The organism is Actinosynnema sp. NPDC050801 (genome assembly GCF_040673975.1).
In the GTDB taxonomy this organism is placed as follows: Bacteria; Actinomycetota; Actinomycetes; order Mycobacteriales; family Pseudonocardiaceae; genus Actinosynnema.
In genome coordinates, this window is the sequence record NZ_JBFAQZ010000001.1 from 815,205 (window position 1) to 833,204 (window position 18,000).

Consider the following 18,000-nt stretch of genomic DNA (forward strand, 5'->3'; position numbering starts at 1 on the left):
CACGTGCACCCGGTGAACTTCGACCCCACCGACGCGGGACACGACCCGCACCACGCGCACGACCACGCCCACCGCGCCGTGCGCCTCGGCATCGGCGGCCCGGTCGGCAGCGGCAAGACCGCGCTGACCGCCGCGCTGTGCCGGGCGTTGGGCGGCAGCGTGGACCTCGCCGTCGTGACCAACGACATCTACACCACCGAGGACGCCGACTTCCTGCGCGCCGCCGGCGTGCTCGACGTCGACCGGATCGAGGCGGTGCAGACCGGCGCGTGCCCGCACACCGCGATCCGCGACGACATCACCGCCAACCTGGACGCGGTGGAGCTGCTGGAGCACCGGTTCCCCGGCCTGGAGCTGGTGATCATCGAGAGCGGCGGCGACAACCTGACCGCCGTGTTCAGCCGGGGGCTGGTGGACCGGCAGATCTTCGTGGTGGACGTGGCGGGCGGCGACAAGGTGCCGCGCAAGGGCGGGCCCGGCGTGACCACCGCGGACCTGCTGGTGATCAACAAGACCGACCTCGCGCCCATGGTGGGCGCCGACCTCGGCGTCATGACGGCCGACGCCCACCGGATGCGCGGCGAGCTACCGGTGCTGAGCCAGTCCCTTGTGGACACACCGGACGCCCCCGCGGTGGCCGACTGGGTGCGCGCTCAGCTCCGCACGCTCGCGGCGGTCAGTTGATCGCCGAACGGGCTGACGTCGCCCGCGCAGCCGTGCTGGTCCCGCATGGGCTCGTACAGCGGGACGGTCTCGTCCGGCGGGAACACGCGGATGCCCCAGACGGGCGTCTTGCGGCACACCTCCGGGTCGAAGTTGTCGACCTGGGCGAACCCGACGTCCGAGATCGCCGCGCCGCCGTGCGGCAGGGTCAGCGACGAACCACGGTCGCCGACGCGGCTGGCCGCGGCGCCGACCTGCTTCCCATCGGCGTCCACATAGGACACCCCCGGGAAACCGCGGAGCACGCACGTGCGCGGGCCCCGGTTGGTGAACACGACCTCCCGGTACACCGTTCCCGCCGCGCCCTCCACGCGGCCGAAGGCGATGTCGAGGTCCACCGAGCGGCACGTGGCCACCTCGGCGCCGACCTCGTCCCCCGCCGCCTGCGCGACGGCGGTTCCCCCGGTGACGGACACGGCCGCGATGATCGCGGCCACTGCGACAGATCTCCTCATCACGATCTCCCCCGAGATTCGCGGGTGGGAGTTCCACCCGACCTGATGACGTGTCGGGGGTCACGGGGGTTGCTCCGGTGAGGGCGCGGGCGCACCTGGTCGTGGAACGCGACCCGAACGGGCGAACCGTGGTGCGCGACATGAGGTCCATGGCCCCGTTGCGCCTCGTGCCGCACCGCGGGCGTGCCGAGGTGGCGCTGGTGCACCTGGTCAGCGCCGTCACCGCGCCGCTGGGCGGCGACGACCTCGAACTGCGCGTCACGGTCGGTCCCGGCGCGTCGCTGGAGCTGCGCGGGGTGGCCGCGACGCTCGCGCTGCCCGGTCGGCACCCCGGCGGCAGCCGTGCCCTCGTCGACGTGGAATTGGCCGACGGCGCGTCGATGTCCTACCTGCCGGAGCCGACTGTCGTCACGGCGCGTGCCTGCCACGAGGCGGTGTTCCGCGCACGGATGGGGGAAGGCGCTCGGCTGCGTGCGCGGGACGTCGTGGTCCTCGGTCGGACGAACGAGCGGTCGGGCCTGCTCACCACGACCCTCGACGTCCGGCGCGACGGTCCGCTGATCAAGCAGACGTCTCACTTGGGAACGCCCGAAGTGGACACGAGCCCGGCCGGCCTGGTGGGGCGCAGGGTGCTCGGCACCGAACTCCTGTGCTGGGGCGACGACCTCCCGGGAGCGGTCTCGGAACCGTGGTGGTCGCTCGTCCCGCTGGTCCGAGGCGGAAGCCTCGCCACCGCCGTGGCCGACGACGTGGTGACCGTCGACCGCGCGCTCGACCAGGCACGCGCCAGGCACCCCGGTTCGCGTCCGGTCTGACTCGATCCCGTGCTCGATTCCGAGGCGACCGTCACACTGAAAGTCACGGATCGGGTGGCGGTCATCACCGTGCGGGCGGTTTCGCCCAGCGCCGGGAACCCGTACGGTCGCTGGATCGCTAGGTGCCACAAGTGCCTTGGCCAGGCCGAAGTACGCTCCGGGAGGTCGGGATGTCGGAGACGACGAACATCGCGTTGCCGTCGATGCGGGTGTCCTACGAACAAGGATCGCTCACGGAGAGCGACCTCGAGGCCAGTTGGCACGAGCAGCTGCAGCTGTGGCTGGACCAGGCGGCGGGCGCCGGTCTGCCGGAGCCGAACGCGATGGTCCTCGCGACCGCGGACACCGAAGGCCGCCCCTCTTCGCGCACCGTGCTGGCCAAGGGCCTGGACGAGCGCGGTCTGGTGTTCTTCACCAACTACACCTCCGCCAAGAGCCACGACCTGATGGCCACCCGCTACGCGTCGGCCACGTTCCCGTGGTTCGCGATGCAGCGGCAGGCCCACGTGCGCGGCATCGTGGAGAAGGTCGGTCCCGCCGAGACGGCGAGCTACTGGGAGAGCCGCCCGCGCGGCTCGCAGCTGGGCGCCTGGGCGTCGCCGCAGTCCCGGGTGGTCGGCGGTCGCTCCACTTTGGAGAGCGCGCTGCACAAGGTCGAGCGGCAGTTCGCCGACTCCGACCGGGTACCCGTGCCCCCGCACTGGGGTGGCTGGCGCATCCGGCCCGAGGAGGTCGAGTTCTGGCAGGGCCGCCGCGACCGCATGCACGACCGCCTGCGCTTCCGCCTCGGCCGTGACGGCTGGGAAGTGCAGCGGGTCGCGCCGTAGTCCACGGCCCGCAGTCCACCACGGCCCGTAGTCCACGGCCCGCGGTTCCCGCTTCGGCGGTTCCCGCTTCGACCGGGCCCCGCGGTGCGTCGTCACCGCGGGGCCCGTTCTACGTCCGGGTGATCTCGTTGCCGCGCCGGGTCAGCGTGGTGCCGCCGCACCGCACGGACTGCTCGGTCGGGGTGTTCGCCAAGACCTCGAAGTCGGGCACCTCAGGGGCGATCAGGCACGCGTAGGAGGCGTTGACCGGGCTCGGGCCGTGGTCGAAGCCGATGGTGAAGATCCCGCCTTCGAGGGACGTGAAGTGCGGTGCCAGCGGCACGTAGGTGATGCCGCCGTGCCGGACCGGGTCGGTGGACACGTCGCCGACGGCCAGGCGCTGGTCGATGGTCGTGACCACCCGGTTCGCGCCGGGAGCCGAGATGCCCGCGCCCAGTGCCACCACGGCGTCCGGGAAGCAGAACCACGCCTTCCAGCCGTCGGTGAACCGGTCGACGCCCGCGATCCGCACCACCGCCGCGCCGTGGCCGTCGGCGGCCCACCCGAACACGTCCTCCGCCGCGCCGCGCTCCAGGTACGGGCGGGGGAGCAGGGAGCGGCCCTGTTCGGTGGTGGTGCCCGGCAGCCGGGCCCAGTCCCACACCGGCAGCACCTCGCGGTACCCGTCGGACGAGCCGAGGCGGATCGTGGCGACGCCGTCCCCGAGGTGCCGCCCGAGGGTGTTCTCCCCGTTCAGCGTCTCGGTGGGCACGGTCCGGGTGGACGACGCGCGCACGGTGAACGCCCAGGTCGGGCGGCGGTGCACGAGGTAGTCGGAGCGGGGGAACCACCGGGTGCCGACCAGCGGCGGGCCGGCGCCGTCGAGCCGGGACGCGAGGGCGGCCAGCTCGTCGGCCCGGTACCGCGAGCCGGAGCCGATCAGCCGGTCGACGGCCGCGCGCAGCGAGTCGAGCCGGTGGGCGTCGGGCCGGACCAGTTCGCGGCCCATGGCGGTGAAGTCGTACGACGAGCCGTGCGCGAACCACTGCTGGCCGTCGAGCAGGAAGTCGGTGAAGAACCGGACGGCGGGCTCGGGGAACAGGTGCAGCCACCGGGTGAGCGACTCGACCAGGCTCGCGCCGTAGCCGCCGGAGTAGAGCTGCGGACCGTGCTGGTGGAAGCTGTAGTCGTCCTGGACGCCCTCACCATCGGTGAAGGCGAGCACCGAGCACATCCGGTCGACCGCCTCGGCGACCACGGCGTCGTCCCGCGTGATCAGCCCGCGCCGCAGGTGGATCGCGGACGCCCAGACCAGGTTCTGCCCGGTCTTCTCCACCGGCCCGACCGCCGACGCCAGCCACTCGCCCCAGGAGGCGCGTTCGGCGGGGGACAGGTCGAGGTCCAGCAGGGCGTCGCCGACGAGCTGCGGTGCGCCGATCTCGTTGTACCACCAGTTGTCGGAGGTGGGGGCCAGGCGTCGCCAGGCCACCAGCGCGGCGAGGCGTTCGGCGGGCGGGAGGGTCCGCGCGCGGTGCAGGTGCTCCATGGCGGGGAAGTCGGCGGCGTCCCGGGACGAGTAGTCGACGTCGGGCCAGGTGCCGTCGAAGGACATGCCGCCCAGTATCGGGCACCGGGTGCCGGCTAGGGTCGACGCTCGCCCCGGGCGAACGGTTCCACGTCGGCCTCCGCCAGCGCCACCCGGTCGCCGCCCCGCCGCCGCGCCTCCCGCACCGCACCGTCCACGCGGGCCAGCGCCTCTTGGAGCGTTTCACCCGGCCGCACCGCGGTGACGCCGACGTTGACCTCCGGCTGCCGGTCGGTTCCCAGGAGCTCCCGCCAGTCGTGCCCGGCCACCGCCGCCCGCATCCGCTCGGCGACCGCGATCCCGCTGTCCGGCCCGTGCCCGGGTGCGGTGACGAGCACGGCGAACTCGTCCTCACCGAGCCGCGCCACGGGCGGCTCGTCACCCGAGGCCCTCCACAGCAGCCCGAAGATCTCGTTCTGCGCCGCGCCGACCGCCGCCTGGCTGATCGACGAGTACCGCGCTCCGATCGCGCCCACGTCGACCAGCAGCAGCCATGTGGTCCGGTCTTCCGCGCCCTCCCGGGCCGCCTCCACCTGGAGCCTGAACCACTCGCGGGCGTGGTCCCGGACCGGACCCCGGTCGTGCGACACCGCCGGCGGTGTCCGCGACGGCGGCTCGTCGGGCCGGGTCATCCCGGCGATGCGGCGGATGCGGTCGGGCGTGGGGCGGCCGAGCTTCGCGTCGAGCACCAGGCGCAGGCGGGCGGCGGCGATGTGTTCCGGGGTGATGGCCGCGTCAGTCACCACGGGGCTCCTCCTCGGCGGGCAACGACTCCAGTGCACGCCGCTGGAACTCGTCCAGCAACAGGCACTCGTCGCGCTCGGCCAGTTCCGACTTCGCGAGCGTGGTCAGCAGGTTCAGGCCCGCGACCCGTTTCGCGGGCGATTCGTCCAGGGCCAGTTCGGCGGCCCAGGTGAACCGCCGCCACCACTCCTCGCGGCGGCCAGTTCCCGTGGTCGAAGTCTCGGTAAAGAAGTTGTTAGTTACCGTACGCTAACGACTGTGCGGAGAGTGCTGGGGAAGATTGCCATCGACACCCGACCGCTGAAGGTCGTGGCGTTCCGGCGGCTGTGGCTCTCGACCGTCGTCACGGCCGTCGGCAGCCAGTTGACCGCGGTGGCCGTGCCCAAGCAGGTGTACGACCTGACCGGGTCGTCGGGCTGGGTGGGCGTGTCGGCCGGTGTGGCGTTGGTGCCGTTGTTGGTCTTCGGGCTGTACGGCGGCGCGATCGCCGACGTGGTGGACCGGCGCAAGCTGCTGGTCGTCACCAACACCGGTATCGCGGTGGCGTCCGTGCTGCTGTGGGTGCAGGCCGCGCTGCACGTGGACTCGGTGTGGCTGGTGATCGCCCTGCTGGGCCTGCAACAGGTGTTCTTCGCCGCGAACGCCCCCGCCCGCACCGCGTCCATCGCCCGGCTGGTGCCCGCCGACCAGATCCCGGCCGCCACCGCGCTCGGTGCGACGGTGATGATGTTCGGCGGCGTGTTCGGACCGCTGCTGGCCGGCGCGCTGATGCCGGTGGTCGGCCTGTCGACGCTGTACCTGGTCGACGCCATCGCCCTGACGCTGACGATCTGGGCGGTCTGGAAGCTGCCGCCGCTCCCGCCGTTGAGCGGCACGTCGAGGCGCGCCGGTGTGCGGGACGTGGTCGACGGGTTCAAGTACCTGGCGTTGCAGAAGATCCTGCTGGCGAGCTTCCTGCTGGACGTCATCGCGATGGTGTTCGGCATGCCGCGCGCGCTGTTCCCGGAGATGGCCGAGAACACGTTCGGCGACCCGCCCGGCGGAGGGTTGGCGCTGGGCCTGCTGTTCGCCGCCATGCCGCTGGGCGCGATGCTGTTCGGCCTCACGTCGGGCTGGACGTCACGGGTGCACCGCCACGGCATGGGCGTCGTGTACGCGATCGTCGCCTGGGGCGTGACGATGATCGGGTTCGGCCTGTCGCACGCCCTGTGGCTGGCCGTGGTGTTCCTGGCCCTCGGCGGCGCGGCGGACATGGTCAGCATGGTGTTCCGCAGCGCGATCCTCCAGTCGGCGGCGGCGGACGAGATGCGCGGCCGGATGCAGGGCGTGTTCATCGTGGTGGTGGCGGGCGGGCCCCGGCTGGCGGACCTCCTGCACGGCACCACGGGCGCCCTAATCGGCCCCGGCAACGCCACCGCCATCGGTGGTGTGCTCGTCGTGGCCGCGACCGGGCTGGCCGTGCTGGCGATCCCGGCGATCCGGCGCTACCGCTTCACGCCCGACGCGCTGCCCTCGGGGGACATCCCTAAGTGATGCCCCTGACCTGCGAAAACACTGAGAACACCCTCAGTCCTCGCAGGTTAGCGTCCGCCGGTATGAGAGCTGCCGTGCACACCAGGTTCGGTCCGCCGGACGTGGTCCGGGTCGTGGAGTCGGCCGTCCCCGTCCCGGGGAAGGACGACGTGCTGATCAAGGTGCACGCGACGACGGTGACGTCGGCGGAGTGCGCGATGCGTCGCGGCGAGCCGCGGTGGGGCCGGGTGGTCATCGGCCTGCGCCGCCCGCGCCGGAGGCTGCGGACCCTGGGGATGGAGGTGGCCGGGGTCGTCACGCGGGTCGGCTCGGACGTGCGGCGGTTCGCGCCCGGTGACGAGGTCTTCGGGTTCACCGGCTTCGGCGCCGGCGGGCACGCCGAGTACGTGCGGATGCCGGCCGACGGGTCGCTGGCGCCCAAGCCGGCCGGTCGGACGTTCGCCGAGGCGGCCGCCGCCGTGGACGGCGCCACCACCGCCTTGTTCTTCCTGCGCGACAAGGTCGGCGTGCGGGCTGGGCAGCGGGTGCTGGTCAACGGCGCGTCCGGCAGCATCGGCACGTACGCGGTGCAGCTGGCGAAGCTGTTCGGGGCGGAGGTCGTCGGCGTCTGCGGTCCCGGCAACGTCGAGCTGGTGAAGTCGCTCGGCGCGGACGAGGTCATCGACTACACGGAACGCGACTTCACGGCGGACTTGGACGCCTACGACGTCGTGTTCGACACGGTCGGCAAGAGCTCGTTCACGCGGTCGCGGCGGGCGTTGCGGGCCGGTGGGAAGTACGTGCCGACCACCGGCCTGGGCAACGTGCTGTGGGGGTTGTGGACGTCGGTGCGCGGCGGCAAGGGCGGCAAGAAGGTCGTGTTCGGCATGTCGGTGCGCAAGAACGCCGGCTTGCTCGTCGTCAAGGACCTGCTGGAGGAGGGCAGGCTGCGGGTCGTCGTGGACCGGACCTACCCGTTCGAGCACATCGCCGAGGCCCACCGGTACGTGGACGCGGGGCACAAGCGGGGCAACGTCGTCATCGCTGTGGTGGACTAGCCCGGTGATCACGTACGACCACCGCGCGTTCGCTCAGGCGTTCCTCGACGCCCACCCGGACGCCAAGCACGGCTACTTCTAAAGCCAGCCCTACAACACGGCCCTGCGTGAGCACCGGCAGCGGGTGCTGGACGGCTTGCAGGAGCTGTTCGGCTTCCGGCTGGAGCCCGACGGGATGTCCCAGGGGCGGGGTGCGCTGTTCATGCTGTTCCGCGCCACGGCCTCGTCGTACGTCAAGATCACCGGGCCGGGCGAGGGGTTCGGGGAAGCCGGGTTGATCTACCGGCAGCTGGCCGAGACCGACGCGCAGCAGCACGTCCTCGGCGGTCTGGAGCGGATCACCGCGTGCAACGACCGGTCGCGTCACGCCCACCTCGACGTCATGGAGTCGCTGATCGGGGTGTTCCTGGGAGAGCGGGCCGGGGCGACGTTCACCTCGGCGGACCTGGCCGCCATCGGCGTGGACGACACCGCCGGCCCGAACAGCGCGGACTACAACCAGTGGGAGGACTACTGAGCCCGCAGGAACCGCGCCCATGAGGTGGCGGGGAAGGTGATGGTGGGCGCGGGGTTCTTCGAGTCCCGCGCCGCCACCCGGTCCCGTTCCTCGATGTGCGCCACCTCAACGCAGTTGGCCGTGCTCGCACTACGAGAACTCTTGCGCCACAGGGTCATGCTCCACAGTCTTATGCAAGACCCTTCAGGTACTCCACTGTTTCCTGCATGGTGTATGCCAAATCCTGGAGGGTCGCCCAGGTCGCCTCGAACACCTCGATCTGGTCGTCCTCGTCGATGAACAGGCTGGCGACCTTGTTCTCCAACAGCACCAGGCTCGGATCGTCGTCGTACTGCAAGATCACGAACGGCCCGCTGAGCCCCGCGTGCAGTTCGGCGTGGGTCGGCACCACCTGAACGGTGACGTTCGGGCGCTCGGCCGTGTCGATGAGGTGGCGGACCTGCCTGGCTTGCGCGCCGGAGTCACCGAACGGCCGCTCGACCGCACCCTGCTCGATGATCGCGTGCAGCTTGAGGGGGTTGCCGCGGGCGAGCAGTCCCTGCCTCGCCATCCGGCTCGCGACCAGCGCATCGACCTGGTTCTCGGAAAGCGCGTGCCCGGTGGCCGCGATGATCGACCGGGAGTACTCCGGGGTCTGCAAAAGACCGGGGATGACCAGCGGCTCGTAGTAGAGCAAAGAACTGGCCTCGTCCTCGAAGTCGGCCCAGGTCTGCCAGTCCTCGTGCAGCTTCTGGTTGTTCATGCGCAGCAGGCCGCGTTGTTCGGCGTGCCGGGCGAGGTCCAGGAGCTCCACGCGTTGCCTGCGCGCGACCTTGTAGAAGTCGAGCAGCTTCTCCAGGTCGTCCAGGTAGATGCCCATACCGGACGTCTCGATGCGGCTGATCTTGCTCCCGGACATGCCCACGGCGTCGCCCACGGCATCGGTGCTGATGCCGGTGGCGTTGCGGAGCTTCTTGAGGATGTACGCGAGTCGGCGAGAGCGGACCGACGTTCCGGCGCGGCGTGCCATGGAAGCGAACGTAGGGCGCTGTGTACTGCGGAGCAATGACACTCACTCGATCGTGTCATTGCGAGCTAAGTGGAAGCGCTGCAAATCTAATGAGCATGGAGCCGATCATCAAGGTGACCTTGCCGAAGCGCGAGTGGTTGTTGCGGTGCTACTCCGAGCAGGAGGACGTGATGACGCTGGAAGTCCAGGACGGCGGGATCGACGTGTTCCTGCCTTCCGGGGTGGACGGCGTACGACTGGAAGCCGCCCAGATCGCGGCGTTCCGGGAGGCGCTGGACGAGGCCATCGCGCAGGCCGAGGCAGACCTCCGGGCCGCCGCCCGAACCTGAACATCAAGACTTGCCCAAGGTGTGCCGATTCGACTATCCGGGCCCAGTGTGATCCGGCACACTCACTCGGCATGGCGGAAGCGACGAGCGCACCGGCGCAACCGGAACTGAAGCGGGCCATCGGCCCGAAGCTGCTGCTGTTCTTCGTGGTCGGTGACATCCTCGGCACCGGCATCTACGCCCTCACGGGCAACGTCGCGGGCAAGATCGGCGGCGCGCTCTGGCTGCCCTTCCTGGTCGCGTTCGTGGTGGCGTTCCTGACCGCGTTCAGCTACCTCGAACTCGTCGGCAAGTACCCCAGGGCGGCCGGGGCGGCCCTGTACACCAACCGCGCGTTCAAGATCCAGTTCCTCACCTTCATGGTGGCGTTCGCGGTGATGAGCTCGGGCATCACCTCGGCGTCCTCCGCCGCGCTCGCGTTCGGGCGCACCTACCTCCAGTCGGTCATCAAGGAGTTCTTCTCGGACACGTTCACCGTGTCCGCGAGCCTGGTCGCGGTCCTCTTCATCATCGGGCTCGCCGCGATCAACTTCCGGGGCGTGTCGGAGTCGGTCAAGGCGAACGTCGTCCTGACCTGCATCGAGCTGTCCGGCCTGGTGATCATCATCGCGATCGGCATCTACGCGGTGCTGGCGGGCGACGGCGACCCCGGCCGGCTCACCCAGGTCGACCCGGCACCCGGCCAGAGCGCGCTGGTGGCCGTCACGTCCGCCACCGCGCTGGCGTTCTTCGCGATGGTCGGGTTCGAGGACTCGGTGAACATGGCCGAGGAGTGCCGCGACCCGGTCCGCATCTTCCCGCGCGCGATGCTGTGGGGCATGGTGATCGCGGCGGTGATCTACGTGCTGGTCGCGATCACGTCGTCGCTGCTCATCCCCGCCGACGAGCTGTCCAAGGCGGGGTCCTCCGCGCTGCTGAAGGTCGTCCAGGTGGGCGCGCCCGGTTTCCCGTTGTGGATCTTCTCGCTGATCGGCCTGTTCGCGGTCATCAACTCGGCGCTGATCAACATGCTGATGGCCAGCCGGCTGATCTACGGCATGTCGAACGAGCGGATCATCCCGAAGGCCTTCGGCATCGTGCACCCGTTCCGCCGCACGCCGTGGATCTCGATCGTCTTCACCTCGGGCGTCGCGATCATCCTGGTGCTCACCACCGACATCGCGAAGCTCGGCGGCACGACCGCCCTGCTGCTGCTGGTCGTCTTCACCATCGTCAACGTCGCGGTGCTGGTGCTGCGCAAGGAGAAGGCCGACCACGAGCACTTCCGCGCGCCGACGTGGGTGCCGGTGCTGGGCGCGCTCACGTGCGCGTACCTGGCCAGCCCGCTGTCGGGCCGCGCGTCGGCGGACTACGAGATCGCGTTGTACCTGCTCGGCGCCGGCCTGGTGCTGTGGCTGATCAACCGCCTGGTGCACGGCAAGGTCGAGTTCGACCCGGAGAAGCTGGCCAAGTGACCCGCTGATCCCGGTGGGCCGCATCCCTGCGGCCCACCGGGTCCCGGGCGTTCGCATTGGTCATTCGATCGGGTGAAAGCCTGATGATCTTGGCGCGGAACGGGGTGCTCAACCCCTTTGTTCACATGAGCCCGTCAACGCCTCCAGGCGAGCACGCGTCATCCGTGATCACCGGCATCCTCGTCGCCGCCGGGTCCTTCTACTCGCTCACCGGGTCCGCCCTCGCGACCGCGCTGGTCACCGCCCTCGCCGTGACGACTGCGGTGGTGCTGCGGGGGCGCGGCCGTCGGGCGCGGCGGTGACGCCGTGGCGCTGCGCACCGACTTCCCCCGCGCGGCCACCCGTGCCCACGACCACCAGCAGGAGGGCGTCACGTCCGGAGTACCCGTGTCGTGCGAGGTCGAGTTCCGCGCCGAGTACGGCCGGGTCGTCGCCTACCTGTGCTACCACGGCTTCGACCGGCACGTCGCCGACGACGCGGCGGCCGAGGCCTTGAGCGAGGCGTGGGAACCACGGTCTTCGGAATGGGCATCGCCTCCGCCTGGCTCGCGGTGGTCGGGTGCCGGCGCTGGGATCCGCCACCACGACGCCTGTGGGAGAGGTGGATCAGCCGTCGGCCGCCGCGCTCCGGACACCCGGTCAGACCACGACGACCGGCCGGCCCTCGGACTCCGGTCGCCCGTCCTCGCTCGGGGTGGTGAGGGGAGACGAGTCGGATGTGGCCCGGCTCGTCCAGCGGTGGAGCGTCGAGTTCGAGCCCGACTCCGTCCAGTTCGCCCGCGGCGACGGCGACACGTTGGTCCGGTACGCCGGGTTGATCCGGGAGACCCCTCACTTGAGGATCTTCTTAATCGGGCGGGCCGCCTCGGTCGGGTCCTCCGACTCCGCCGACAGGCTCAGCCTGACCCGCGCCACGAAGGTCCGCGACCTGCTCGTGGCCCTGGGCAGGCCGGCCGTTCGCGCCGGCGGCCTGACGGCCGTCAGGCCGCTTCCACCCGGTACGGGTCGTGCTCGGCGAGCAGCTTCTCCAGCCGGGCCTGGTCCACCCGGCTCACCACGTAGGTCTCCTCCTGGCGGTCGCGCACGCACTTGGCCAGGGTGAACGCCGACGTGACGGTGAACAGCAGGCCCAGGGCGAGGAACGCGCGCACCCAGCCGTCCACCGGCAGGTAGGCGACGCCAAGGCCGACGGCGGCCAGCGAGATCACGAACGAGATCACCGCCTGCGCGTAGAAGGCGTTGGTGGTCGGCGAGTGGGTTTTCGCGGTCATGGCCGAAGCATCCCCACCGACGCCCACCGGTGTCATGAGTAGCGCTACTCGATCAGGCGAGGGCTTTCTGCCGCCGTCGTAGGTGGGTGGTGTCGTGCGCGTTGAAGACGTCCACCGCACCACCGTGGTCGCGCACCAGTTCCCGCAACCGCTCCTGGTTGGCCAGCCGCAGCTCGGGCACGACCTCCATCCGCTTCTGCATGTACGCCAACGCCGGCGGGCAGTGGGGTGGTGACTCCACCTCGCCGTGGAAGAAGTACGAGTCGCCGGCGTGCAGCAGCCACCGGTCGCCGGTCCGCACCGCCACGCCCGAGTGCCCGTGCGTGTGCCCGAACAACGGCACCAGCAGCACGTCCGGCCGGACCTCGCGGACCCCGTGGAAGCCGAACCACGACTCACCGGTCGTCTCGTGCGGCACCCACCGCGGCCCGTGCGACCACTGCGCGTCCGGGTAGCGCACCCGGTCGTTGCCGGACTTGCCCGAACGCGTCGCCGCGGCCAGCTCCTCGACGGAGAGGTGGACCCTGGCGTGCGGGAAGTCGCGCAGGCCACCGCCGTGGTCGAGGTCGAGGTGGGTCAGCACGACGTCGCGCACGTCCGACGCGGCGAACCCGAGCGCCTCCACCTGGCGCAGCGCGGTCTCCGACTCCGCCAGCACCGGCCGGCTCATCAACCGCCACCGGCGCACCAACGTCTCGCCCGGCCGCCGCACGTCACCGACGCCCAGGCCGCTGTCGACCAGCACGAGCCCGTCGTCGGTCTCCAGCAGCAGCACGTGGCAGACCAGCTCGGCCGCGGCGAGGTACGAGCCCTCGCCGGTCACCAGCTTCCCGCCGAACGGGCGCATGGTGCCGCAGTTCAGGTGGTGCACCTTCATGGTCTCGGCCTTCCGAGGAGTGCGCCCAGCCGGGCGGCGACGGCGTGCAGGGGGTCGAGCGAACGGCGGGTGCGGGCGAGCAGCAGGGCGCCCTCGATGGCGGCCAGCACGACCGTGGCCAGGTCTTCGTCGCCCACGTGCGCGGCGATGACCCGCTGCCACGACGCGTAGACGTCCTCGCAGGCCACGCGGATCGGTTCGCTGTCCGACGCCGCGTCCAACGCCACCGTGGCGATGGGGCACCCGCTGCGGAAGTCCGAAGCCAGCAGCTCCCGGCCGAGCAGCTCCAAGGCCTCGGAAAGCGCTTTCGCCGGGTCCGGTTCGGCGGCGAGGACGGCGGCGAGCGCGGTGCGCAGGTCGTTGCCCGCCAACGTCACCGCCTCGACCGCCAACTGCTCCTTGCCGCCCGGGAAGTGGAAGTAGAGCGAGCCCTTGGGCGCACCGCCCTCGCTGAGAACCTGGTTCAGACCTGTCGCGTGGTAGCCCTGCGACCGGAAGAGCTCGGCCGCGGTGCGCACCACGCGCTGTCGGGTGTCGGTCCGTCGTGGCATGGTTTTACTATAGAGACCGGTCTAGTAATCAAGTCAAGGGCTGGAGCCCCTCGGATACGCTCCTGACCCATGCTGGAGATCACCCACGGCGCGGCGCGCGCCGTCATCGCACCCGAAGGTGCGGGACTGAAGTCCTACGAGGTCGGCGGCGTGCCGTACGTGGAGACGTACGACGCCGACGAACCGCCCATGGGTAGCGGCGCGGTGCTCGTGCCGTGGCCCAACCGCGTGGCGGGTGGCAGATGGGTGCTCGACGGCGAGGAGCAGCAGCTGGAGATCGGCGAGCCCGCCCGGGGCAACGCCATCCACGGCCTGGTGCGCCGCGCCATCTGGGGCACCGTGGAGCACACCGGGTCGCTGATCTCGCTGGAGACGCCGGTGGCGGGCCTCGGCTGGCCGGTCGAGCTGCGCACCACCATCACGTATGCGCTGGACGAGAACGGGCTGTCCGTCTCGCACGGCGTCACCAACGTGGGTGACAAGCGCACCCCGTTCGGCGTGGGCACGCACCCGTACCCGCGGGCCGGCGCGTCGCTGACCGACGAGACGTCGCTGTCGCTGTCCGCCTCGACCGTGCTGCCGGTGGACGCGCACACCATGATCCCGAGCGGCCCGGCCCTGCCGGTCGAGGGGACCGACTACGACTTCCGGGTGGCGCGGCTGCTGGAGGACGTGCGGCTGGACACCGCGTTCGGCGGGTGCGAGCCGGTGGACGGCCTGGTGCGGCACGTGCTCAAGGGGCCGGGCGGCGGCGTCGAGGTGTGGGCGGACCCGGACTTCAGGTGGGTGCAGGTCTACACGCCCGACGACTTCCCTGGACGTGGTCGCGCGGTGGCGATCGAGCCGATGACGTGCCCGCCGGACGCGTTGAACAGCGGGGTGGACCTGCTGTGGCTGGAGCCGGGCGAGTCGTGGGCCGGCCGGTGGGGTTTGCGCCCCCTGTCGTAGACAGTTAGCGTCGCTAACTATGAACGTCGCAATCACGGGTGGGTACGTCGTCCCGGTGGCCGGAGAGCCGATCGAGGGCGGCACGGTCCTGATCCGGGACGGGAAGATCGTCGCGGTCGGCTCGGACGTCGAGGTGCCGGACGGCGTCGCGGTCGTGGACGCGGCGGGCGGCTGGGTGCTGCCCGGTTTCGTGGAGGCCCACGGCCACCTCGGCGTGCACGAGGAGGGCGAGGGCTGGGCCGGGCAGGACACCAACGAGATGACCGACCCCAACGGCGCCCGGCTGCGCGCGTTGGACGCGATCAACGCCGCCGACCAGGGCTTCGCCGACGCCCTGGCCGGCGGCGTCACGACCGCGGTGGTCAAGCCCGGTTCGGGCAACGTCATCGGCGGCCAGACCGTGGCGGTGAAGTGCTGGGGTCGCACGGCCGACGAGATGCTGGTGCGCAACCCCGTCAGCGTGAAGAGCGCGCTCGGCGAGAACCCGAAGCGGGTGTACGGGGACCAGAAGAAGCTGCCGTCCACGCGCCAGGGCGTGGCCGCGGTGATCCGGGACGCGTTCACCAAGGCGCAGGACTACGTGGCCAAGCGGGACGAGGCGGACGGGGCGTTCGAGCGGAACACCACGTCCGAGGTGCTGGCCCGGGTGCTGTCCGGTGAGCTGCCGTGGTGCCAGCACTGCCACCGCGCGGACGACATCGCGACGGCGTTGCGGCTGGCCGACGAGTTCGGCTACCGGCTCATCGTCAACCACGGGACCGAGGGCCACCTGATCGCGGACCTGCTGGCGGAGCGTGACGTCCCGGTGATCATCGGGCCGCTGTTCACCAGCAGGTCCAAGGTCGAGGTGCGGCAGCGCTCGCTGCGCAACCCCGGCATCCTGGCCCGGGCGGGCGTCCGCATCGCGATCACCACCGACCACCCGGTCGTCCCGATCCACTTCCTCGTGCACCAGGTGACGCTCGCGGTGAAGGAGGGCCTGGACCCGAAGGTCGGCCTGGAGTCGATCACCACCAACCCGGCCGCCATCATGGGCCTGGACGACCGCGTGGGATCACTGCGGCCGGGCCTCGACGGCGACGTGGTGATCTGGTCGGGCGACCCGCTGGACGTGATGAGCCGCGCCCTGAAGGTCTTCGTGGAAGGCCGCGAGGTGTACCGGTTCGAGAACGGCGAGGAAGTCCACCTGAACCCGTTCTACTCGGAGTCCTGAACGAGGTCCAGCTGCCGCTGGGCCTCGTTCACCAGCTCCACCGCGTGGTCCCGGCGGGGGCCGAACACCTCCGGCTCCTGCCGGGCCAACGCGTCGTAGAGCTCCAACCCCTTCCGGGCCGCTCGCAACGCCTCGGGCAGGTGCGTCGGCGGCGGTCCGACGATCAGCTGCCCCCAGGCGAGCGTGAGGTAATCGTTCGCCAGGGCGGGCAGGTGGACCTCCGGGTCCTGCACGGCCAGCAGCCGGTTCAGCCGGATCGACTCCGCGGCCGCCTCGAACGCCGCCCGCCGGTCGCCCAAGGCCGCCTCGAGGTTGCTCAGGGTGTTGTGGGCGGCGGCGAGCAGGCCGGGGTCCGGGTACGCGCGCAGGATGTCGATGACCTCCTCGGTCGCCCGCATCGCGCCCGCCTCGTCGCCCGCCTGCGCGCGGATGCGGCCGATGGTCCTGAGCAGCCTCGCCAGCTCCGGTAGGTGGCTTGCCGGATCGAGGTTCGCCAGGTGGCGCCGCAGCACCTCGGCCTTCTCCACGGCTTCCAGCGCGCGCTCGTGCTCGTGCAAGGAGCTCCACGCGCCACCGACCGAGTGGAAGGCGTCCGCCAGGTCGTGCAGGTGCGGCAGGCCCCGCGTGACCAGGTCCTCGAAGATGTCGGCGCAGCGCAGCGCCGCCTCCAACTCGCCCTGGTGGTCGCCCAGGTCACCCAGCCGCCCGCTCACGTGCATCAGCATCTGGGCGCGGGCTTGCGGCGGGGCGTCGGGCGGGAAGTGCTCCATCAGGTACCGCGCGAGTTCCACGCTGGGGCGCAGCAACCCGGTGTGGTACTCGGGCAGCTTGACGTAGACCTGGCCGGCCACCGAGTACGGCGCGTGGTCGATCACCGTGCGGATCAGCGGCTCGCCGGCGTGCCGGCCCCACCCGTCGTGCTCGGTCAGCAGTGACCACAGGACGGGCCGGACGTGCTCGTGGCGGTCAGCTGCGGCGGCCAGCACGATCAGCGGCTGCCGCACCTCGCCGGTGAACAGCCGTTCGACGATGCGCGCCGCGCGTGGCGTGGTGAGGTGGTCGGCCACGAAGTCCTCGCCGAACCGGTCCGGCCGCAGCGGGGCGAACCCGCCCTCCGGGTACAGGTGGTCGTGGCGGCGGACCAGGTCCCGGGCCGCTTCACCGTCGGCGACGCCGGCGCGGGCGAGCAGGGCGGTGGCGGTGTCGGTCGGGCCGAACAGGGTGGCCACGAACACCGCGTCGGCGGTCTGCTCGAAGCGGTCGGCGGGCCAGAACCGGCGTTCGTGGTGGAGCAGGTAGGTGGACAGGTTCGCCAGGGTCGGGCGCGGGTCGTCGTCCCGCTGGGCGCAGACGGCGGCCAGCGCGGCCATGTGCAGGGTCAGCGCCGAGCCGTAGGCGTCGTCGGAGAGGTCCGGCGCGGTGGCAGCGGGTGCGCCGAGAGCGCGGGCGAACGCCTCGGCGGCGTCGGTGAAGGCTTGGACCCGGTCGTCGGGTGCGGTGAGGTCACCCAGCTCGACCGGGTCGGGCAAGTCGGTGGGCACGCGGTCCAGGTCTGCGGTGAGCTGCGGCCACACGGCGGTGGAGCGGGCCAGCAGGAGCACGCGGACCGTGCTGCCGGGGAAGTCGGCGGGCAGGGCCCGGATCATCTCGACCAGGCTGGTGGGGCTCCACCGCTCGGCGTAGTCGGCGACCACCAGGACCTTGTCCGGCCGCGTGGTGCGCGGGGCGGCGGGCGTGGTGGTGCGCTGGGCCACGGCTTCGGCGACGGCCCAGCCGGAGGCGTGCGCGACGGTGGCGAAGGCGTTGGCCAGCCGGGTCTTCCCGCGCCCGCCCGCACCGTGCACGAGCAGCACCGACATCGGCGCGTCCGGGTCGTCCAACCAGTCGGTCAGGTGCGCCTGGACGGCCGGACGCGGGCGGTACGGGACGGTTTCGCGGCGGGCGTCCAGCAGGTAGCTGGGCGTGCGCTGGTGCTTGGGCAGCCACGCGCGCGGCGCACCGGGGCTCAGCCAGTCGAGGCGGTGGTCCGGGCGTTCCAGCGCGAGGGTGACCGTGCCGGAACCGAGCTGCACCACCGAGCCGGCGACGTGCGAGCCGACGACCCGGTTCTCCGTCCAACCTGCTGCCACCCAC

Annotated in this window: 20 protein-coding genes and 1 pseudogene; 12 read left to right on the forward strand and 9 right to left on the reverse strand. The window is 71.4% G+C overall.

Annotated elements, in window-relative coordinates; genetic code table 11:
• The first annotated feature begins 3 nt into the window (after window positions 1–3).
• Window positions 4–684, forward strand: coding sequence for an urease accessory protein UreG (gene ureG / locus AB0K14_RS04095; RefSeq protein ID WP_360458296.1), 681 nt, complete (start codon window positions 4–6; stop codon window positions 682–684).
• On the opposite strand, the gene AB0K14_RS04100 is transcribed toward ureG, so the two are convergent.
• Window positions 654–1,178: a DUF4232 domain-containing protein gene (locus AB0K14_RS04100; RefSeq protein WP_360458197.1), complete on the reverse strand. Its 525-nt coding sequence runs from the start codon at window positions 1,176–1,178 to the stop codon at window positions 654–656. The genes ureG and AB0K14_RS04100 overlap by 31 nt on opposite strands.
• Window positions 1,179–1,255: 77 nt before the next feature.
• Here AB0K14_RS04100 and AB0K14_RS04105 point away from each other — a divergent pair, with 77 nt between their 5' ends.
• Window positions 1,256–1,993 carry an urease accessory protein UreD gene (locus AB0K14_RS04105; RefSeq protein ID WP_360458194.1) on the forward strand — a complete coding sequence of 246 codons (738 nt, stop codon included), beginning with the start codon at window positions 1,256–1,258 and terminating at the stop codon, window positions 1,991–1,993.
• A 170-nt stretch (window positions 1,994–2,163) separates the two neighbouring features.
• Window positions 2,164–2,820 (forward strand): pyridoxamine 5'-phosphate oxidase, encoded by a 657-nt coding sequence (gene pdxH / locus AB0K14_RS04110; RefSeq protein WP_360458191.1) that lies wholly within the window; start codon window positions 2,164–2,166, stop codon window positions 2,818–2,820.
• A gap of 109 nt (window positions 2,821–2,929) precedes the next feature.
• Here the strand turns inward: pdxH and AB0K14_RS04115 are convergent, their stop codons facing one another.
• Both AB0K14_RS04115 and AB0K14_RS04120 read right to left on the reverse strand, forming a co-directional pair.
• Window positions 2,930–4,411 (reverse strand): polysaccharide lyase family 8 super-sandwich domain-containing protein, encoded by a 1,482-nt coding sequence (locus tag AB0K14_RS04115; RefSeq protein ID WP_360458188.1) that lies wholly within the window; start codon window positions 4,409–4,411, stop codon window positions 2,930–2,932.
• A 29-nt stretch (window positions 4,412–4,440) separates the two neighbouring features.
• On the reverse strand, window positions 4,441–5,127 hold the full coding sequence (locus AB0K14_RS04120) for a diguanylate cyclase (RefSeq protein WP_360458185.1): 687 nt from the start codon (window positions 5,125–5,127) through the stop codon (window positions 4,441–4,443).
• 259 nt (window positions 5,128–5,386) lie between these two features.
• Here AB0K14_RS04120 and AB0K14_RS04125 point away from each other — a divergent pair, with 259 nt between their 5' ends.
• From AB0K14_RS04125 to AB0K14_RS04135, 3 genes are all read left to right on the forward strand, one after another.
• Entirely contained in the window at window positions 5,387–6,661 is a 1,275-nt protein-coding gene (locus AB0K14_RS04125) for an MFS transporter (protein ID WP_360458182.1), read from the forward strand.
• A gap of 62 nt (window positions 6,662–6,723) precedes the next feature.
• Window positions 6,724–7,698: an NAD(P)-dependent alcohol dehydrogenase gene (locus AB0K14_RS04130; protein WP_360458179.1), complete on the forward strand. Its 975-nt coding sequence runs from the start codon at window positions 6,724–6,726 to the stop codon at window positions 7,696–7,698.
• 124 nt (window positions 7,699–7,822) lie between these two features.
• Window positions 7,823–8,215, forward strand: coding sequence for a hypothetical protein (locus AB0K14_RS04135; RefSeq protein ID WP_360458176.1), 393 nt, complete (start codon window positions 7,823–7,825; stop codon window positions 8,213–8,215).
• Here the strand turns inward: AB0K14_RS04135 and AB0K14_RS04140 are convergent.
• Together AB0K14_RS04140 and AB0K14_RS04145 are read right to left on the reverse strand one after the other, a co-directional pair.
• Complete coding sequence (locus AB0K14_RS04140; protein WP_360458173.1) at window positions 8,209–8,373, reverse strand: DUF397 domain-containing protein; 165 nt, start codon at window positions 8,371–8,373, stop codon at window positions 8,209–8,211. The two genes, AB0K14_RS04135 and AB0K14_RS04140, sit on opposite strands and share 7 nt — an antisense overlap.
• Before the next feature lie 11 nt (window positions 8,374–8,384).
• A complete protein-coding gene (locus AB0K14_RS04145) occupies window positions 8,385–9,224 on the reverse strand; it encodes a helix-turn-helix transcriptional regulator (RefSeq protein WP_360458170.1) in 840 nt (279 codons plus the stop codon).
• Window positions 9,225–9,319: 95 nt separating this feature from the next.
• On the opposite strand from AB0K14_RS04145, the gene AB0K14_RS04150 reads away from it, so the two are divergent.
• From AB0K14_RS04150 to AB0K14_RS04165, 4 genes and pseudogenes are all read left to right on the forward strand, one after another.
• Window positions 9,320–9,553, forward strand: coding sequence for a hypothetical protein (locus AB0K14_RS04150; RefSeq protein ID WP_360458167.1), 234 nt, complete (start codon window positions 9,320–9,322; stop codon window positions 9,551–9,553).
• A 71-nt stretch (window positions 9,554–9,624) separates the two neighbouring features.
• Window positions 9,625–11,007 carry an APC family permease gene (locus AB0K14_RS04155; protein ID WP_360458165.1) on the forward strand — a complete coding sequence of 461 codons (1,383 nt, stop codon included), beginning with the start codon at window positions 9,625–9,627 and terminating at the stop codon, window positions 11,005–11,007.
• A gap of 164 nt (window positions 11,008–11,171) precedes the next feature.
• Window positions 11,172–11,309, forward strand: a complete 138-nt coding sequence (locus AB0K14_RS04160) for a hypothetical protein (protein ID WP_360458163.1) — start codon at window positions 11,172–11,174, stop codon at window positions 11,307–11,309.
• Between the two features lie 416 nt (window positions 11,310–11,725).
• Window positions 11,726–11,950: pseudogene (locus tag AB0K14_RS04165) on the forward strand (OmpA family protein); the annotation flags it as partial.
• Between the two features lie 37 nt (window positions 11,951–11,987).
• On the opposite strand, the gene AB0K14_RS04170 reads toward AB0K14_RS04165, so the two are convergent.
• The 3 genes from AB0K14_RS04170 to AB0K14_RS04180 are packed head-to-tail and all read right to left on the reverse strand — an operon-like array spanning window position 11,988 to window position 13,706.
• Entirely contained in the window at window positions 11,988–12,278 is a 291-nt protein-coding gene (locus AB0K14_RS04170) for a YiaA/YiaB family inner membrane protein (protein WP_360458160.1), read from the reverse strand.
• Window positions 12,279–12,330: 52 nt separating this feature from the next.
• Window positions 12,331–13,155 (reverse strand): MBL fold metallo-hydrolase, encoded by an 825-nt coding sequence (locus AB0K14_RS04175; RefSeq protein ID WP_360458157.1) that lies wholly within the window; start codon window positions 13,153–13,155, stop codon window positions 12,331–12,333.
• A complete protein-coding gene (locus tag AB0K14_RS04180) occupies window positions 13,152–13,706 on the reverse strand; it encodes a TetR/AcrR family transcriptional regulator (RefSeq protein ID WP_360458154.1) in 555 nt (184 codons plus the stop codon). The genes AB0K14_RS04175 and AB0K14_RS04180 overlap by 4 nt, the downstream gene beginning before the upstream one ends.
• Window positions 13,707–13,775: 69 nt before the next feature.
• On the opposite strand from AB0K14_RS04180, the gene AB0K14_RS04185 reads away from it, so the two are divergent.
• Together AB0K14_RS04185 and AB0K14_RS04190 are read left to right on the forward strand one after the other, a co-directional pair.
• Window positions 13,776–14,654, forward strand: a complete 879-nt coding sequence (locus tag AB0K14_RS04185) for an aldose 1-epimerase family protein (protein WP_360458151.1) — start codon at window positions 13,776–13,778, stop codon at window positions 14,652–14,654.
• Window positions 14,655–14,673: 19 nt separating this feature from the next.
• Window positions 14,674–15,867 (forward strand): amidohydrolase, encoded by a 1,194-nt coding sequence (locus AB0K14_RS04190; RefSeq protein ID WP_360458148.1) that lies wholly within the window; start codon window positions 14,674–14,676, stop codon window positions 15,865–15,867.
• Here AB0K14_RS04190 and AB0K14_RS04195 read toward each other — a convergent pair.
• Window positions 15,852–17,996, reverse strand: a complete 2,145-nt coding sequence (locus tag AB0K14_RS04195) for a hypothetical protein (protein WP_360458145.1) — start codon at window positions 17,994–17,996, stop codon at window positions 15,852–15,854. The genes AB0K14_RS04190 and AB0K14_RS04195 overlap by 16 nt on opposite strands.
• Window positions 17,997–18,000 lie beyond the last annotated feature (4 nt).

Bases quoted from the DNA above. Each gene is read 5' to 3' on its own strand.
- AB0K14_RS04100 (WP_360458197.1), bottom strand. From the start codon at position 1,178: ATGAGGAGATCTGTCGCAGTGGCCGCGATCATCGCGGCCGTGTCCGTC.
- pdxH (WP_360458191.1), top strand. From the start codon at position 2,164: ATGTCGGAGACGACGAACATCGCGTTGCCGTCGATGCGGGTGTCCTAC.
- AB0K14_RS04115 (WP_360458188.1), bottom strand. From the start codon at position 4,411: ATGTCCTTCGACGGCACCTGGCCCGACGTCGACTACTCGTCCCGGGAC.
- AB0K14_RS04130 (WP_360458179.1), top strand. From the start codon at position 6,724: ATGAGAGCTGCCGTGCACACCAGGTTCGGTCCGCCGGACGTGGTCCGG.
- AB0K14_RS04140 (WP_360458173.1), bottom strand. From the start codon at position 8,373: ATGACCCTGTGGCGCAAGAGTTCTCGTAGTGCGAGCACGGCCAACTGC.
- AB0K14_RS04145 (WP_360458170.1), bottom strand. From the start codon at position 9,224: ATGGCACGCCGCGCCGGAACGTCGGTCCGCTCTCGCCGACTCGCGTAC.
- AB0K14_RS04150 (WP_360458167.1), top strand. From the start codon at position 9,320: ATGGAGCCGATCATCAAGGTGACCTTGCCGAAGCGCGAGTGGTTGTTG.
- AB0K14_RS04155 (WP_360458165.1), top strand. From the start codon at position 9,625: ATGGCGGAAGCGACGAGCGCACCGGCGCAACCGGAACTGAAGCGGGCC.
- AB0K14_RS04170 (WP_360458160.1), bottom strand. From the start codon at position 12,278: ATGACCGCGAAAACCCACTCGCCGACCACCAACGCCTTCTACGCGCAG.
- AB0K14_RS04175 (WP_360458157.1), bottom strand. From the start codon at position 13,155: ATGAAGGTGCACCACCTGAACTGCGGCACCATGCGCCCGTTCGGCGGG.
- AB0K14_RS04180 (WP_360458154.1), bottom strand. From the start codon at position 13,706: ATGCCACGACGGACCGACACCCGACAGCGCGTGGTGCGCACCGCGGCC.
- AB0K14_RS04185 (WP_360458151.1), top strand. From the start codon at position 13,776: ATGCTGGAGATCACCCACGGCGCGGCGCGCGCCGTCATCGCACCCGAA.
- AB0K14_RS04190 (WP_360458148.1), top strand. From the start codon at position 14,674: ATGAACGTCGCAATCACGGGTGGGTACGTCGTCCCGGTGGCCGGAGAG.